The organism is Pseudomonas sp. C2.3V, assembly GCF_058536325.1.
The window spans coordinates 1,799,650-1,816,898 of record NZ_JBZUBN010000001.1 but is presented as its reverse complement, the minus strand read 5'-3'; the positions used below and the strand labels follow the sequence as shown (position 1 = coordinate 1,816,898).

The window sequence follows — 17,249 nt, the reverse complement described above, 5'->3', positions numbered from 1 at the left end:
GTCTATCAGCGCCAAAGGCTGTTAATCGGTTAACATGCCTGCCCGATTGGATAATCCGTAAAGCAAGTAGCCATCATGACTCAACCCTGGAGCCCTGACAGCTGGAGAGCACTGCCCATCCAGCAACAACCCGTCTACCCCGATGCCAAGCGTCTAAACGACGTCGAGCGCACCCTGGCCGGCTTTCCACCGCTTGTATTTGCAGGTGAAGCCCGTGAATTGCGTCGCCAGTTTGCCGAAGTTACCCATGGCCGGGCGTTTCTGCTTCAGGGCGGTGACTGCGCGGAGAGCTTTGCGGAGTTCTCTGCCGGCAAGATCCGCGATACGTTCAAGGTGCTGCTACAGATGGCCGTGGTGATGACCTTTGCCGCCGGGTGCCCTGTGGTCAAGGTGGGTCGCATGGCCGGCCAGTTCGCCAAGCCTCGCTCTTCGGGTGAAGAAACCCAGGATGGCGTCACGCTGCCAGCCTATCGCGGCGATATCGTTAATGGCATCACCTTTGATGAAGCCAACCGCGTACCGGATCCTCAGCGTCTGCTGCAGGCCTATCACCAGGCGACGGCAACCCTGAACCTGTTGCGTGCCTTCGCCCAGGGCGGCTTTGCCGACTTGCATCAGGTACATAAATGGAACCTGGACTTCATTGCGAACTCGGCTTTGGCCGAGCGCTACCATCAACTGGCGGACCGCATTGACGAAACTCTCGCCTTCATGCGTGCCTGCGGACTGGAAAGCGCACCGCAGCTTAAGGAAACCAGCTTCTTTACCGCTCACGAAGCCCTGCTGCTCAATTATGAAGAGGCGTTTGTCCGTCGTGACAGCCTGACGGGTGACTGGTACGACTGCTCTGCGCACATGCTCTGGATTGGCGACCGTACCCGCCAGCCCGACGGCGCGCATGTGGAGTTCCTGCGGGGTGTCAATAACCCGATCGGCGTAAAGGTTGGACCGACGACGTCAACGGAAGACCTGATACGCCTCATCGATACGCTGAACCCGAACAACGATCCCGGCCGTCTGAATCTGATTGTGCGGATGGGCGCCAACAAGGTGGGTGATCACCTGCCCCGCCTGATTCAGGCTGTACAAAAAGAGGGCCGCCTGGTGCTCTGGAGTTCGGACCCGATGCATGGCAACACGATCAAGGCTTCCAGTGGCTACAAGACGCGTGACTTTGCCAGCGTTCTATCGGAAGTTCGTGAGTTCTTCCAAGTGCATCAAGCCGAAGGCAGTTATGCGGGCGGCATTCATATCGAGATGACCGGCCAGAACGTGACTGAGTGCATTGGGGGTGCGCGACCTATTACCGAAGCCGGCCTGTGCGACCGCTACCATACCCACTGTGACCCACGTCTGAATGCCGACCAGTCTCTGGAACTGGCCTTCATGATTGCGGAAACCCTCAAGCAGGTCCGCCGCTGACCTCAGCCAGTGGTGCCTTGAGCACCGCTGCACTGCCATGCAGACTGATCTCCGCCAGGCCAAGCCAGTTGGCCAACTGGCGGAGATTGGTTGCCAGCGAACGACCAGCCTCCTCGCTCAAGTGTCCCTCCTCACCATGCAGGGCATGTACCGCCAGCCGGTCATGGGCGCGCTCAGCGCGCAGGTCTACCCGTGCAACCAGGTGCTCATTGAAGAGAAAAGGCAAGACATAGTAGCCATACACTCGCTTATGAGCAGGCGTATAGAGTTCCAGCCGATACCTGAAATTGAACAATCGCTCCGTACGGGCGCGCTCCCAAATGAGCGAATCAAAAGGTGATAACAGCGCGCTCACGTGTCGCGCGCGCAGGGATTGCTGCGGTTCGCCAAGGCTAAAGGCCGGCTTTTTCCAGCCCTCTACAGTCAGCATCAGCAGCTCGCCGGATTCCACCAATTCTGCGATACGCACCTTGGCATCAGCAGGATCGAGCCGGTAATAGTCTCGTAGGTCCTTTTCGGCCGCCACACCCATGGCTGCTGCGCTTCGGCGGATCAACTCGCGCTGGGCCTCCGCCTCACTCAGTGGCGGCTTTTCTCGTATGGCCTTCGGAATCACCCTTTCAGGCAGATCGTATAGACGTTCAAAGCCACGCCTGCCTGCCACCGTTACTTCTCCAGCCGCAAATAACCATTCGAGTGCCTTTTTTTCGACGCTCCAGTCCCACCAGGGTCCCGCCTTGCCGACTCGGGTCGTCAGGCTTCCCGCGCCAAGCGCGCCTCGTTCCCGTACCGCCTGTAGCGCCGCTTCAATCACGGCGCGCTGCTCACGCCCAACCCGTGCCAGCTCCCGATAGATGCCTTGCCCCTGAGCGGCCCGCTCCATGCGCCAGCGCATCAGCGGATAATCCTCCATAGGCATCAGGGAGGCTTCATGCCCCCAACACTCGAACAGCTGGTGCGGTTTCTCTAATGACCATGCCATCTCATCCAGAAGCTTTCGGGGATAGAACCCGAGCCGGGAAAATAATGGGAGGTAATGTGACCGCACGAGCGCATTGACCGAGTCGATCTGCAGGATGCACAAGCGCTTCATTAACGCGTCGATATGCCGATGCCGTACCTCGCCCCTGGGCTTGAAGCCGTAAAAGCCTTGGGCCGTCAGGGCGAGTCGGCGAGCCTCTTTCAACGACAGGGACAAAGGGATAGACATGATGAATTCCAGGGGCCAGGTACGGACACCCTAGTCAACCCTCTGCCAGACATCAACGCGAAAACGGTCCCTCCCAGAACCATTTGGAACCCTCCCGCTCTGCATCCGCCCGGCTCAAGCCCAGATCCTTCAAGGCGTCATCACTTAACATCGCCAAGGTCTGGCGTTGCCTGGCCTGCTCACGCCAAGCCCTGATGACTCCATGTGTTTTCTGCCAGAACAAGAGAGCCGATATTTTGCGGCGCGCACTATCGAAAGCCTGGATAACCTCATGAGCGTTCATGCTGATACCTCCTCTTCATGTAGTGGCATCATTCTTGGCCCGCGTCTAAGATCAATCCAACGAATAGTTCTGATGCCTTGCATTCAGGAGATTGATGCTTTGAGCCTTTTCCCCAGCATTGACAGTGAACTCTTGCGCACCTTTATCGCCATTGCTGACAGCGGTGGCTTCACGCGTGCGGCCGAGGTCGTCAACCGAACCCAATCTGCCGTTAGCATGCAGATGAAACGTCTCGAGGAGGATATCGTTCAACGTCAGCTGTTCGATCGAGAGGGACGCCAGGTTCGCCTCACGGCTGAGGGTCAGGTGCTGCTGGGATACGCTCGCCGTATCATGGCGTTGCACAGTGAAGTGCTGAATACGCTACGCGAGCCCCATATGGTAGGTACCGTTCGCATCGGGACTCCTGATGATTACGTTATGCGCTTTCTGCCCGGTATTCTGTCACGCTTTGCTCAGGCCTATCCGCTTGTGCAAGTCGAAGTTCAGTGCGAGACATCAGCGCAGCTGTTGCAGCGGCATGACCTTGATCTGAGCATCGTGACCTGCGAGCCAGGCCACGAAATCGGTCAGTTCCTTAGAGAAGAACCCGTTCGCTGGATGCAGGCCATTGGCAGCTCCGCTCTTGAGCGAAGCCCGTTGCCTGTAGCGGTCTTCAATCATGGCTGTTTTTGCCGTCTGTGGATGTGCAATGCCCTGGAGACAGCGGGCATCGATTACCGGGTTGCCTATAGCAGCCACAGCCTGTCGGCCATCCTGGCCATGACCGGCACCGGCCTTGCCGTAACCGCGCAATTGCACAGCCTGGCTACGCCAGAACTGGAAATCATCAACGAGGAAGAGGCCGGTCTACCCCGCCTGCCCTCCGCCCGGATCATGCTGGTTCGTAATTCGAACACTGAGTCCCAGGTTACGGAGGCCTTCGCAAACTTCATTGTCGAAGGCTTCCGTCTTGGCTGATCATTTGAGCGCAAGCAATATGGCGCATACCAGAAGAAAACCACAAAACAGCCCACGCAGCAGACGCTCCGGCAAGGCGTGGGCCATTCTTACACCCCACCCGACGCTGAAGAAACCACCGATTGCCAGTGGTATGCCAATAAGCCAGTCGACCTCATGGTGAATCGCATAGGTTGCCAGCGTAATGCTGGTGGCCGGGAGCGCCATGGTTAGCGAGAGCCCCTGCGCTACGACCTGGGACAGGCCGAAGACACTCGTCAACATGGGGGTCGCAATCACCGCGCCGCCTACGCCGAAGAGACCTCCTACCAGACCGGCAAACACGCCCAGCACTGCCAACCAGGCGACTCCAGGTGGATTGGTCACCGTATGGCTCTTCATGCGCAGCTGCCAGAGATTGTAGGCCACAAGAAACAGCAGGAAGACTACAAAGCCTTTTCTCATCAGGTTTGCATCCAGCCCTACCGCCAGCATCGCCCCTGCAATGGCTGACAGGATACCCGCTCCCGAGAGAATACCTGCACGGCGCCAATCGATGCGATTGCGTTGGTTGTACTTGATGATTGACACCAGCACATTAGGAACGACCATGACCAACGCTGTGCCTTGTGCCAACTGCTGATCGAGCCCGAAGAGCAGCCCCAGCACAGGGATCGCAATCAGACCACCCCCAATTCCAAAAAGACCACCCACTACGCCCAGAACACTACCCAGCAGGATATCAAGCACAATCGCCGTTACATCCATACATCATCCTGTCCATCACTGTGCTTTGGGCCAACGAAACACGGCCCACAAAAAAGCCCGGCATCAGCCGGGCTCTTGTGACACTCGCCGATCAAACCTTGGCGCGTGACTTGTACTCGTTGGTACGAGTATCGATTTCGATATGGTCGCCGATATCGCAGAACTCGGAAACTTTCAGTTCGAAACCGGTGTTCAGACGAGCAGTCTTCATCACCTTGCCAGACGTATCACCACGAACAGCCGGCTCGGTGTAAGCGATCTGACGAACGATAGTGGTCGGCATCTCGATGGAGATTACACGATCATTGTAGAAAACAGCTTCGCAGACGTCAGTCATGCCGTCTTCGATGTAGTTAACCGCATCGCCCAGGTCGTCTTTTTCGATCTCGTACTGGTTGTATTCATTGTCCATGAACACGTACAGCGGATCGGCGAAGTAGGAATAGGTTACTTCCTTGCGATCCAGAATGACTGGTTCCAGCTTGTCGTCAGCACGGAATACCGTTTCGGTACTGCTGCCGGAAAGCAGGCTCTTCAGCTTCATCTTGACCACTGCAGCGTTACGGCCGGACTTGTTGTACTCAGCCTTCTGGATGACCCAGGGAGCGTTGTCGATCATGGCCACTTGGCCGGCACGGAACTCTTGTGCGGTTTTCATGCGGTTATCCGTTTGGAAGAAGATAGAAAATCAAGCGCCGTATAATAGCCGCTCTGTATGGAATTGTACTAGCGTTGACGCCAAGTCATTGAGTTCACTCTGTCGGGCACACCAGTTTTCCGCATGAGCGGTCATTTCGGCTTCATGTTTTGACCATTCACGCCACGCCTGCCCAAGAGATCCTTCTCCGTTCCATGCGTGCCATAGCGTACGCGTAGCTACCTGCGCAGCCGGGCTTGCTCCGACGAGATACCGGTCCAGGAACGCATCCAGCTTGAGCATATGGGCACGCTCTTCCTGCGGATAGATATGCCAGATGAAGGGGCGGCCAGCCCACTGCGCTCGAATGAATGACTCCTCGCCCCGTGCAGCATTGAAGTCGCAGCACCATAAGAGCAGGTCATAGTCATCCTGCTGGCGGAACGGAACAATGCAGAGCCGCAATGCGCCTCGGTGGTATTCCTCGCCTGCCTTTAACTCTTCAGCCTCCAGCCAATGGGCCACGTTACTTAATACACGGCCTTCAGGAATGAGCAGCAAGGTGGGCTCAGCGCCCTGGGCCAGTTCATCCAACCACTCCGATAGTGCTGGAATCTCATAGCTGAACAATGAAAGGATGCGCTCGCCAGGCGTCTGGGTAACGCCCAGGGCAGCCAGAAACCGTGCTTGTGCGTCAGTAGACGCCTGAAAGTGCAAACGCTTGTCGAGCAGGTCCTGTTCTCTGAGCAGCCCTCCCGTTCCCTGAGTGAAGCCGGGAAAGAAAAAGTATTTCTGCATCCCCTGCTGCGGCGATGGAAGGCGATGGCAGCTCTCTACCCAGGCTTCGGCGCTTAGGTATTCAAGGTTGATCCAGAGGGGATGGGAGGCACGTCGAGCCATTGCGTCGATGTAGGGAGCCGGCAATGGACAGCCAAACGCTTCGACAACGACATCTGCCGGAATGACATCGTCGGGCCATACGGCTGTCCACCGATGCACTTCGACGCCCAGATGACGCTGGACAGGATCATTACTGATGCCTGCGGCTGGATGAATACGTGCAAAGGACGACCAATCATCCACCCACAAGCGTACCTGCTGACCATGCTCGGCTACCAGCTGACGCGCAAGGCGCCATGTCACACCAATGTCGCCATAATTATCGACGACACTGCAAAAGATATCCCACGAAGCGTTCATTCACCCTCACTGCTCAGCGGATGACGCACTCAGCGTCACAACCGGACGGCATTTAGCCAGACACAGCGCTCAGGTCAACTAGAAATAAGGGAAACAGACAGATGCTATCAAAACGCCATTCGTCCTGAGAAAAAATCGTTCGGTCAGAAGGCGCCAGATAGACCTTTAAGCAGTGGGAATAGCCGCCGATAATTTGCACTGGTTCACAAAATGAATCGAATGGATTAAGGAAATCGAATTCAAGGCATGGCTGCGACCGGACAGACTGTACTCAAGACACGGATCGCAGGCGGTAGGGGGCAATTCTATTATGGCGGCCCTTGATGACGCTTTTATTTCCAAGTGCCTTATCCATTGCACCTTACGCCGCTGGGTGCACTAGAAATAAACGCGGCAAAGCCCAGATGCTTTGCAAACAGGAGCAATACCAGAATGGCTACCCTGCCCGTTACTGAGATCGTTGCCACAGGCAACAGTGGTCGTGAAGACGTTTCCACGCTAATTCGTCATTACGATTTGCAAAATTTCCGCTACGCTGAGATTCAGACTGTACAGAATCTGAATAAAGCGTTGGCCGAATGGCCTCTTCTCCTGGAGACGCTTCAGGTCGTACTACCGACTCAAGAGCAAGCCAAACTGAAGAATGCCTCATAAAATATGCACGTTATAGCCGTCCAGGGAATACGGGGCGGCTGTGGAACCACCTCAGTAGCCGCAGGCCTGGCGGCCAGTCTAGCCACCTTACAGAAGCATGTTCTGCTGATCGATCTTTGCCCCAGCAATCTACTGGGACTGCACTTTGGCTTATCCGTTACAGAGGATGCCGGATGGGCACAGGCTCTCGCCGAAGGCTACCCCTGGCAAAGCACCGCTTTCCTTTATAAGGAGCACATCTGGCTGCTGCCCTTTGGTCGTCCGACCTCGCTTTCCCATCTACATGAGCTGGCTGCAGACTGGCTGCCCACATCCCTGCGCGCACTTGCGATGCCGGACGATACCTATGTGATTTTCGACGTGCCACAGCACTCGAGCTTTCGCGAGGCACTAGGTCAGATTACGGACCTGCAATGGATTCAAATCGTACAGGCTGACCCGGCCTGCCATGCCCTGATCAATCAGCAGTCGCTGGTGGGGCAGCTAAATACACCCAACCGCTTCTGGCTGGTGAACCGTTACCAACCCGCTTACAAGCTCTCTCGGGATCTCATACAACTCTGGCGCCTGGTCCTGGGCAAGACACTGATTTCAACCATCATCCACGAGGATGAAGCTGTACGCGAGGCCCTGGCCCTGAAGCGGCCGCTAGCAGATAGCGCTCCGGCCTCTCTGGCCAGCCACAACTTCCTCTCGCTGGCTACATGGAGCGTGGCGCAGGCAGGCGCCACATGATCCTGGCACCGGCTGCCAAATTCTGGCTTTCGCTGTACTACCACAAGAGCCGCGAGCGCCATCGCGCGCCGGTTGCCTTACTGATGACGGCATTGTGGCTACTGGGCTGGACATTCCTGCGATTCGAGCGTCCCACCTGGCAATGGGTCGCTATCAACTGGCGCGCACTGTACCCTCAGTTATCCACGCGGCGCCTGGGCAATCCTCTCAGAACTGTCATGCAAAGTATCTGGCTGATTCTGGTCAGGCCCGTCAATGGCAAAGGTCCCGATTACCTGGCTGCTCTCTCCAAGGGTTTCCAACGTTTTCCTGCCCTGCTTGAACATCGGCGTCGCCTCTATCGTTCAGCCGCACGTCTGCCGGAACGTTTGCCACTCGCTACGCTGAAAGAAGAGACCTGGTCGTCTCTTTCGGTTAGAACGAAATGTATCTTAGGTGGTGCCTTTGCGCTTATTGCCACGCCGCTTTTGCTGCTTTGCGTAACGCAGCCATTCGAGATCGGCCAGCAGATCGTTTTTATCGCCATGCTATGGGCGCTGGCAATGGTCATTCGCAAGATGCCGGGGCGCTTCCCGACGTTAGCGCTTATTATCCTTTCGCTGCTTGTATCGTGTCGGTATTTCTGGTGGCGCTATACGCAGACGCTGAACTGGGAAAATCCGATGGATGTCATCTGCGGCCTGCTCCTGTTGCTGGCAGAAACTTATTCCTGGCTGGTACTGATCCTTGGGTACTTCCAGACAATCTGGCCGCTGGATCGCAAGCCCTATCCGCTCCCCCTCAACATTGCCGAATGGCCTTCGGTCGATATCTATATTCCCACCTATAACGAAGACCTGTCTGTCGTTCGGTCGACGGTACTGGCCTCCCTGGGTATCGACTGGCCAAAAGACAAGCTGAACATCTACATTCTTGATGACGGTAAACGGGAGTCATTTCGCCAGTTTGCCGCGGAAGTTGGGGTGCACTATCTGATTCGCTCGGATAATCGCCACGCCAAGGCAGGCAATCTGAATGCGGCCATGAAAGTCACCAAAGGTGATTTCCTGGTGATCTTTGACTGCGACCATATTCCGACCAGCTCTTTTCTACAGATGACCATGGGCTGGTTCCTGAAAAGCCCAAAGTTGGGCGTTATGCAGACGCCTCACCATTTTCTGTCGCCAGACCCCTTCGAGCGCAACCTGGGTAACTTCCGGCGTACGCCGAACGAGAACACCCTGTTTTACGGTCTGGTCCAGAACGGAAACGACATGTGGGACGCCACGTTCTTCTGCGGCTCCTGCGCCATTTTGCGGCGCACCGCCGTGGAAAGCATTGGTGGTTTCGCCGTGGAAACCGTAACCGAGGATGCCCACACGTCCCTGCGTCTGCACCGCAACGGCTGGACGTCCGCTTATATTCGTATTCCCCAGGCGGCAGGACTCGCCACCGAAAGCCTGTCAGCCCATATCGGCCAGCGAATTCGTTGGGCTCGGGGTATGGTGCAGATATTCCGACTGGACAACCCGCTGATGGGCAAAGGCCTCTCGCTTCCCCAGCGACTCTGCTACTGCAACGCAATGCTGCATTTTCTCGCTGGCGTGCCTAGGCTCATCTACCTGCTTTCACCATTGGCCTTCCTGATCCTTCATGCGTATATCCTGTATGCCCCGGCGCTGCTGATTCTGCTGTTCGTTCTGCCTCACATCGCCCATGCCAGCATTACCAATTCGCGCATCCAGGGTCGGTACCGTTATTCCTTCTGGAGCGAGATCTACGAGACGGTGCTGTCCTGGTACATCGCCCGGCCTACCACAGTGGCGCTGATCAATCCGCACAAGGGTAAATTCAACGTAACGGCTAAAGGGGGACTGGTTGAGGAAAACGTCTTTGACTGGACGATCTCGAAGTCCTTTCTGTTCCTGGCTGGATTGAATGTGGTAGGCCTGCTGTTTGGTGTCTATCGTTACGTTACCGGCCCAGCCGTCGAACAAGGCACTGTCATCATCAGCATGCTCTGGACCGTCTATAACCTGATTATCCTCGGAGGCGCCATTGCAGTTGCCGCAGAAGTTCGTCAGGTTCGTCGCACCCATCGCGTCGACTTGAGACTACCTGCCGCCATACGCCTGACGGGCGGCCACGTTTATGCGTGTACGCTGACGGACTACTCCGACGGCGGTGTGGGCCTGGAGCTGCCGCCAGAGCTGGACCTCAAGTCGGACGAGCAGATCTTTTTGCAACTAAAGCGCGGCCTTGAGGAGTACAGCTTTGCCACTCGCGTTCGGAACCAGCGAGGCCGGGTGGCAGGGCTAGAGCTTGAACCGATGGATGTTCAGACACGCATCAATTTTGTGCAGTGTACGTTTGCACGTGCCGACACTTGGGCCCAATGGCAGGAAAGTTTTGTGCAAGACAGCCCGCTACGCAGCATCCTGGCCATTATCCGGGTCGGATTATCAGGTTATAAACGCATGCTGCAGCACTCCCCCAGGCTTTCCCGTCCGTTTATCAAGGGCTCGGTGTGGCTGGTGGAGAAACTCGTGTCGTTCATACCTGTAACCCCTGTCCTACCGCCAAAACGAACACAACAGCAAGGATAAGCATGAAAGGCGTAATCCGCTTTCTCATCGCAGCGGCTCTGCTGGCCTGCGCCCCCTGGACTACCGCGGCGCCTACGGTTGCGCCTGCTCCCAACACGACACCCGTTGCCCCACCGGTACAGGAGCGGCAGCTGGGCTTCAATCAGATCTCATCAGCGGGAAACCTGACGACCCGTAATGTCTTGAGAAATCTCTACGCATCGTTCGGGTTACGTAGCGATGAGGTCGTCACAGGCGCTCGACTCCATCTGGTGTATACCCCCTCGCCGGCGCTGATTCCGGTGCAGTCGCACCTGAAGGTCTATCTGAACAATGAATTGATGGGGGTATTGCCTATCAATCAGGCGGATCTGGGCAAGGAAATCACGCGGGATCTACCGCTCGATGCCCAGTTTATTTCTGATTACAACAACGTGCGCTTTGAGTTGGTTGGCCACTATGCCCCCATTTGCGAAGACCCGCTGCACTCCAGCCTATGGGTTGACTTCAGCGCGAAAAGCCAGCTGATCCTGAGCACTCAGGCACTAAAGATCCAGAATGACTTATCCAAATTACCAGAGCCCTTTTTCGATCAACGCGACCCAACGCCCCTGAGCGTTCCATTCATCTTTGCAGATCGCCCCAACAGTGCCGAGCAGACTGCTGGGGCAGTAATGGCGTCCTGGTTTGGAACGCTGAGTGGCTGGCGCGGTGCCAGCTTTCCAACCTCATTTGGACGCCTGCCCTCTCAAGGCAATGCCGTTGTGTTTGCAACGAATGCACAATTGCCTGCGTTGATTGAAGGCCATGCGGAGGTGACAGCACCGACAATTGAGATTGTCGAGAATCCGCAAAATCCCTACGGGAAGCTGTTACTGATCCTTGGGCGTGACGACAACGACCTGCTGACTGCAGCGAAAGCTGTCGCCTTGGGCGCTGTTACGTTACGAGGGCAATCCACCACTGTGGACTCTCTGCAAACCCTGGCACCCCGCCAACCCTACGATGCCCCAAATTGGGTTTCACTGGATCGCCCTACTCGATTGGGCGAGCTAATGGATTATCCCAATCAGCTGGAAGTCACCGGCATGGTGCCGCGACCGATTACGCTGGCGTTCAATATTCCGCCGGACCTGTTCGTGTGGCGTAATCGCGGTATCCCGCTGGATCTTAAATACCGCTACACGCCCCCGCTCCGTGACGATACAGCCCTGTTGACGGTCAACGCCAACAACCAGTTCATCAAGGCCTTTACGCTGAGCAAGAATGCCAACCAGAGCATGGGCGGTGTTAATCTGCCGATTCTTAACGAAAATCCGCTAGGGACCAGTACCGGCTTTCAAGTGCCGTCACTCAAGCTAGGGGCTCGCAATGAGCTGCGTTTTGATTTTTCTTTCGGCGCCTTCCCGGCCAATGGCGACAATACCAGCTGCACCACGACGCTTCCGCTCAATGTTCAAGCTGCAATCGATCCGGACTCGACCATTGATTTTTCTTCGCTCTATCACTACAAGGCCATGCCCGATCTACGCGCCTTTGTCAGTGCCGGATATCCCTTTACTCGCCTTGCCGATCTATCCCAGACGCAGGTAATGATGCCCTCGCAGCCAACGCCGGAACAGACAGGCCTTTTGTTTGCGTTGATGGGACGCATGGGGGCCATTACAGGCTATCCCGCGACACAGGTTGCTATTGGTGATGACTGGTCAACCATAAAGAAAGGCGAACGCGACGTTCTGATAATAGGTGAAATTCCCGAGCAGGCTCGGACCGAGTTGGACAAGAATATGACAGCGTTCGTGGATGAGACCCGAACGTCGCTCATGCTGCCCAACCGCAAGATATCCCGACTTGAGTCGCCGCTACAGGACACCGGGTCTGCTACGGCAGACACACAGTTGCAGACGTCGTCGTCGGGGCCGATCTCGGCGCTGGTCGGGTTTGAATCCCCAGACGCCAGCTCGCGCAGCGTAGTCGCTCTGATGGGTTATGGCGAAAACAGCTATCAGCAGCTGCAAGAGGCCTTGAGCCAGAATACCGGGCTTGAGAATGTCACCGGGTCCGTCAGTCTTTTCCGCGGAGACCGGATCGACAGTCATATCGTAGGAGAGCCTTACTACGTAGGCAGCCTGCCCTGGTGGCTGCTGCTCTGGTATCACCTGTCCGCACATCCGCTGCTACTGGCATTCATTGCAATCGTGACCACACTGATATTGGCTGCCTTGCTCTGGAATGTCCTCCGCTGGCTGGCGCGCCGTCGCCTGCAGGAACAGGAGTAACCTTCATGAAAAAAGTGCTTGCCTCCCTCTGTCTGATCAGTCTCGCCAGCCCCGTCTCGGCTGCCTGCCAGTGGCCGGCTTGGGAAAGTTTCAAGCGCGGGTTCATCGAAAATGGCAGGGTGATTGATCGCAGCGACAAGCGCGCAATCACAACATCGGAGGGACAATCCTACGCGCTCTTTTTCGCCCTGGTAGCAGGTGACCGAACCACGTTTCAGCGTTTAGTCAACTGGACGCAGGGCAACCTGAGCCAGGGAGACTTTTCCAAACACCTGCCCGCCTGGCTCTGGGGGCGTGCGGAAAACGGCAACTTTCAAATACTGGATGACAACGCAGCTTCCGATGCCGACCTCTGGATTGCCTACAGCCTTCAGGAAGCCTCGCGCCTCTGGCGGATTCACAATTACCAGACGTTATCCAATCGGCTTCTGCAGCAGATCGAAAAGCAGGAAGTCACGCGGGTTGAGGGGCTTGGTCCGGTGCTTCTGCCCGCCCCGGTCGGTTTTATCGACGAGGACAGCTGGACGCTAAACCCCAGCTACACGCCCCTTTTCTTACTTAGCAGCTTTGCATACAAGCATCCGGAAGGCCCCTGGCAAGGCATGATTGCTCCTACGCTGCGACTGCTGAACGAAACCGCGCCCAAAGGCTTTGCACCTGACTGGATTGATTGGCGCTCAGGTGCCTGGCATGGCTCCGAGCGGAGCAGCTGGCAAGGCAGTTATAACGCCATTCGTGTTTACCTGTGGGCAGGTATGCAGGCGCCTGGATCAGCCGGCCGGGATAGCCTGCTTTCGCGCTTCCAGCCCATGCAGACTTATGTCTCGCAACGGGGCTACCCGCCCGAAGAGGTCAATGCCGAGACAGGGACTACTCAAAACCGAGGGCCTTTAGGCTTCTCGGCGGCTGTACTTCCGCTTCTGGCAAGCCTGGGTGACAAGGCGGCTCTCGACGCTCAGCTAACCCGTCTGAAGCAGGAGCCGCTCGAGGCAGATGCCTATTATGGCAATGTCCTGTCGCTGTTTGGACGAGGCTGGCAAGAAGGTCGCTTCCGCTTCAACGTTCATGGTGAATTGCAGTTGCCGGATACCGCTGCATGCCCACGCTGATTGTTCTGCTGTCTCTTCTATTGGTTAGCCTGTCGGCCCAGGCCGAGGGGCCCGTTACGCCGGAGGATCGGCTAATGGCGCAAGTCAGGGCTGGCGAGGCGCGTAACAAAGATGACCTGATCGAAGACAGCCTTTACCGCCTCTTCAAAATTGCACCTGATCATCCGGAAGGCTTGGCTGCCCTTGCCCGCCTGAAGTTAAGACAGAACAAGCCGCAGGAAGCACAGGCCGCACTGGAACATCTGGAGAAGGTTGCTCCAGGTTCGCAGGCGTTGAGTCTGGTACGGCTTGATATCGAACTCGACCAGCCACAAAAAAAAGCGCAGCTTCTTCAAGCCAGGCTGCTCGCACGGGCGGGTCGCTATGACGAAGCCCTGAAGCTATACGATGAACTATTCAAGCCGGGTTTACCGTCGCCTGAATACGAGCTGGAATATTGGCAAGCGGTTGCCAATACGCCACAGGGTCATACCAGAGCCCTACAGGGTATTCAATCACTGGTAAATCGCTATCCGCAAAGTGGCAATTATCGGCTGGCGCTGGTCAGACAGCGCCTTGATCTGAATCCGTATGATCCAGAAGCCTACAAGGACCTGGAAAAGCTCAGTCAGGACCCCTACGCCCGCCAGGGTGCCTCTGCAGTATGGCTGGACCAACTCCAGCGAATGCCAGTTGAAGATCGGGCTGTCACGCTCTGGAAGCGTTACCTTGAGTCCTACCCGGATGCAGCTCCTATCGCCCACGAGGGATTGGCCGCGCAACAACAGCTGCTGGCAAACCCAGCGTTCAGAGCCAAGCAGAGGGCGCAGCAGCTCCTGGAGCAAAACTCGCAGGACCATGCCGCTATCGAGCGCGCCTTGCAACAGGCCCTCAAGGGCTTCCCCAATGATTCAGATGCGTTAGGCAATCTGGGAAGACTACGGCAGCGCGAAAGTAGGCATCGAGAAGCGTTGGCCTTTTACCAGCAGGCCCTGGCCAACGAGCAGAACATCGACCAGCGAGCCAAGTGGCAAAGCCTGATCAACACAGCCCAATTCTGGGCAACCCTCAATGACGGGGATACTGCATTGCGTGCAGGCAATTACACTGCAGCGACAAAGGCCTACCAGAACGCTGCCAGACTGCAACCTCGCGCCGTAGAGCCCTTGACGGGCCTTGCCGATGTCTATGCAGCGCAGGGTGATACGAACAGAGCCGAGCAGACCTACAAGCGGGCGCTGGCCTATGACCGTCGAAACGGTCCAGCACTACGGGGCCTCATCAACCTTTATCTTCAGCAAAACCAGATCGACACGGCCAAATCTCTTATCGCCTCCCTTCCCCAGGATCAGCGTCAACGTTATACACCTGAGTTGAACCGGATTCAGGCGAACATCTTGTCGCGCGAGGCCGATGCCCATGCCGCCAAGGGTCAATGGGCAACCGCTGAGCACAAGCTGACAGAAGCCCTTGAGCTGCAGCCGCAGGATCCCTGGCTGGCCTATAACCTTGCTAGAGCGCGCGCAGCACTGGGTAATCCAAAGGCAGAAGACGCCTTTGCAAATCAGCTGCGTCAGCGCTCCACTGATCCGGTCCTGCGGTATGCCCATGCGCTCTTTCTCGACAGTCAGAACCAGGCGCAACGGGCGCTTGATAGCCTGCGTCAAGTCCCTGCCAACCAGTGGAGTGAGGATATGCACAGCCTTGCCTATCGACTGGATTATGGCCTGACCCTGGCTCAAGCGCGCGATTTAAACAATCGGGGCCGCACCCAGGATGCGACCGCCCTGCTTGAAAAGGCACGTACGCGTTTTTCCAAGGAAGCGGGTATTCCTCTCCTGCTGGGCGAGTGGTCGGTATTAGGTGGACATCCTGACGAGGCCAAACGTTATTACCGTGCAGCTCAGGTACTTGAGCCTGACAATATAGAAGCCGGACTCAGCCTGGCAGAGCTTGCCCATCAGCAGAGCCTTGATATCCAGGCACGGCGCCAACTGGCCGAGCTGTCCTCCAAAGCAGCCACTGCAGGACAACAACGTCGGATGGCCAATTTGTGGTCGGAATTGGGAGAGCCGGAGAAAGCCGCTGCCTACATGAATGCCGCGCTGGAGGTCGAGACCCGTGATCCGCTCCTATGGCGCGATGCGGCGCGGCTCGCCAAGCGCAATCAACAGCCGGACCTGGCGCTTGATCGCTATCGCCAGGCCATGCGCACAAGCAACATGGGCGATCCGGGCCAAAACGATGCGCAGTTCACCCGACAAACCCGAGTACAACCTGATGACGACTGGCTCAACCGCAGCATTCGCAGCGATACCGCTGAGCTTTATCAACAGCAGACCGCTACTGCGACACTGCAATATGACGCATGGGACAGCTCAGGCACACCGGGTATATCGGACCTCAAAGCCCATGATCTACGCTTTGAAGCTGATCATCCCCTCAGGGAGGGCAAAGGCTTTTTCCGGGCGGAAACCATTACGATGGATAATGGCGACCTAGGAAACATTCTTGAGCAGAACAACTTTGGAAGTGTGGCCCTCTGCCAGACCCGTGAGGAATGCAGTCGCGGGCATATCAACCAACGAGCTCAAGGTACCAGCCTGGCTGTTGGCTGGCGTGGGCAAGACACCCAATGGGACGTAGGTACTACTCCCCTGGGGTTTCCAGTACAGGATATCGTGGGAGGCGTACGCCTGAGCGGCGATCTTGAGCCCCTTGGCTGGACAATGGATATTTCCCGCCGCGCCCTGTCCACGTCCTTATTGGCTTATGCAGGTACTGAAGACCCTCGCACAGGCAAAACCTGGGGTGGCGTCCGCACCAATGGGGTATCGCTTGGTTTGAGCTACGACCAGGGCGGCTTCTATGGCATCTGGTCGAGCCTGCAGGCTCATCGTCTGACTGGTAAAAACGTGGAAAGCAATGATCGCCTGCGCCTGATGAGCGGAATCTACTTTCGCCTGATCGACGAGCCCAATCGACGCCTGCGGGTTGGCAGTAACGTCATGTACTGGCACTTCAAGGAAAACCTGAGCGGTTATACGTTCGGCCAGGGAGGCTATTATAGCCCACAGCAATACCTGTCCTACTCTGTCCCGATCAACTTTGCGCAACGCTGGGATGCTTGGTCGTTTTACGCCGAAGCATCAGCCAGCTACTCCTGGGTGAAAGAGGATGATGCGGATTACTTCCCGACAAAGTCCGCCTGGCAGCGCGAAGCAGGAAATCCTGTACTGACGGGAGGCCGCAGCAAAGGCCTTGGCTATCGAGCCAGCTTTTCGCTGGAGCGTCGTCTTTCGCCCAACTGGTTCATCGGTACGTCTGCCGGAATCGAGCGCTCCGTGGGGAGTGACTACAAACCCAACCAGGCACTCGTGTACCTGCGCTACAGTTTTGCTCCCTGGGAAGGCGATCTCAGGATGCCGACCGAGCCACTTCAGGAATATGCACAATTCAATTAAACCCAG

At 56.6% G+C, this 17,249-nt stretch carries 13 protein-coding genes; 8 read left to right on the top strand and 5 right to left on the bottom strand.

Going from position 1 to position 17,249, the window contains the following annotated elements:
* The first annotated feature begins 75 nt into the window (after nucleotides 1-75).
* Nucleotides 76-1,422, top strand: coding sequence for a class II 3-deoxy-7-phosphoheptulonate synthase (locus AC4LF3_RS08510; protein WP_010798028.1), 1,347 nt, complete (start codon nucleotides 76-78; stop codon nucleotides 1,420-1,422).
* On the opposite strand, the gene AC4LF3_RS08505 is transcribed toward AC4LF3_RS08510, so the two are convergent.
* A complete protein-coding gene (locus AC4LF3_RS08505; RefSeq protein WP_491835092.1) occupies nucleotides 1,403-2,632 on the bottom strand; it encodes a winged helix-turn-helix domain-containing protein in 1,230 nt (409 codons plus the stop codon). The genes AC4LF3_RS08510 and AC4LF3_RS08505 overlap by 20 nt on opposite strands.
* 52 nt (nucleotides 2,633-2,684) lie before the next feature.
* A complete protein-coding gene (locus AC4LF3_RS08500; RefSeq protein WP_010798026.1) occupies nucleotides 2,685-2,915 on the bottom strand; it encodes a DUF1127 domain-containing protein in 231 nt (76 codons plus the stop codon).
* A gap of 99 nt (nucleotides 2,916-3,014) precedes the next feature.
* Between AC4LF3_RS08500 and AC4LF3_RS08495 the strand changes: the two genes are divergently transcribed.
* Complete coding sequence (locus AC4LF3_RS08495; RefSeq protein WP_010798025.1) at nucleotides 3,015-3,875, top strand: LysR substrate-binding domain-containing protein; 861 nt, start codon at nucleotides 3,015-3,017, stop codon at nucleotides 3,873-3,875.
* Here AC4LF3_RS08495 and AC4LF3_RS08490 read toward each other — a convergent pair whose 3' ends face one another.
* The 3 genes from AC4LF3_RS08490 to earP form a co-directional block, all read right to left on the bottom strand.
* Nucleotides 3,876-4,622: a sulfite exporter TauE/SafE family protein gene (locus AC4LF3_RS08490; protein WP_150347574.1), complete on the bottom strand. Its 747-nt coding sequence runs from the start codon at nucleotides 4,620-4,622 to the stop codon at nucleotides 3,876-3,878.
* Nucleotides 4,623-4,713: 91 nt separating this feature from the next.
* Complete coding sequence (efp, locus tag AC4LF3_RS08485) at nucleotides 4,714-5,280, bottom strand: elongation factor P (RefSeq protein ID WP_010798023.1); 567 nt, start codon at nucleotides 5,278-5,280, stop codon at nucleotides 4,714-4,716.
* A gap of 30 nt (nucleotides 5,281-5,310) precedes the next feature.
* Nucleotides 5,311-6,459, bottom strand: a complete 1,149-nt coding sequence (gene earP, locus AC4LF3_RS08480; RefSeq protein ID WP_491835091.1) for an elongation factor P maturation arginine rhamnosyltransferase EarP — start codon at nucleotides 6,457-6,459, stop codon at nucleotides 5,311-5,313.
* 432 nt (nucleotides 6,460-6,891) lie between these two features.
* Between earP and bcsR the strand changes: the two genes are divergently transcribed.
* From bcsR to bcsC, 6 genes are read left to right on the top strand one after another with little or no spacing between them, the layout of a single operon-like run.
* Nucleotides 6,892-7,113, top strand: coding sequence for a BcsR/BcsP family cellulose biosynthesis protein (bcsR, locus tag AC4LF3_RS08475; protein WP_010798021.1), 222 nt, complete (start codon nucleotides 6,892-6,894; stop codon nucleotides 7,111-7,113).
* A gap of 3 nt (nucleotides 7,114-7,116) precedes the next feature.
* Entirely contained in the window at nucleotides 7,117-7,848 is a 732-nt protein-coding gene (bcsQ, locus tag AC4LF3_RS08470) for a cellulose biosynthesis protein BcsQ (RefSeq protein ID WP_010798020.1), read from the top strand.
* Complete coding sequence (gene bcsA, locus AC4LF3_RS08465) at nucleotides 7,845-10,433, top strand: UDP-forming cellulose synthase catalytic subunit (protein ID WP_491835090.1); 2,589 nt, start codon at nucleotides 7,845-7,847, stop codon at nucleotides 10,431-10,433. The genes bcsQ and bcsA overlap by 4 nt, the downstream gene beginning before the upstream one ends.
* A gap of 2 nt (nucleotides 10,434-10,435) precedes the next feature.
* Nucleotides 10,436-12,691 carry a cellulose biosynthesis cyclic di-GMP-binding regulatory protein BcsB gene (bcsB, locus tag AC4LF3_RS08460; protein WP_491835089.1) on the top strand — a complete coding sequence of 752 codons (2,256 nt, stop codon included), beginning with the start codon at nucleotides 10,436-10,438 and terminating at the stop codon, nucleotides 12,689-12,691.
* Nucleotides 12,692-12,696: 5 nt separating this feature from the next.
* Nucleotides 12,697-13,800 carry a cellulose synthase complex periplasmic endoglucanase BcsZ gene (bcsZ, locus tag AC4LF3_RS08455; protein ID WP_491835088.1) on the top strand — a complete coding sequence of 368 codons (1,104 nt, stop codon included), beginning with the start codon at nucleotides 12,697-12,699 and terminating at the stop codon, nucleotides 13,798-13,800.
* On the top strand, nucleotides 13,788-17,243 hold the full coding sequence (gene bcsC, locus AC4LF3_RS08450) for a cellulose synthase complex outer membrane protein BcsC (protein ID WP_491835087.1): 3,456 nt from the start codon (nucleotides 13,788-13,790) through the stop codon (nucleotides 17,241-17,243). Before bcsZ ends, bcsC begins: the two co-directional genes overlap by 13 nt.
* Nucleotides 17,244-17,249: the final 6 nt, after the last annotated feature.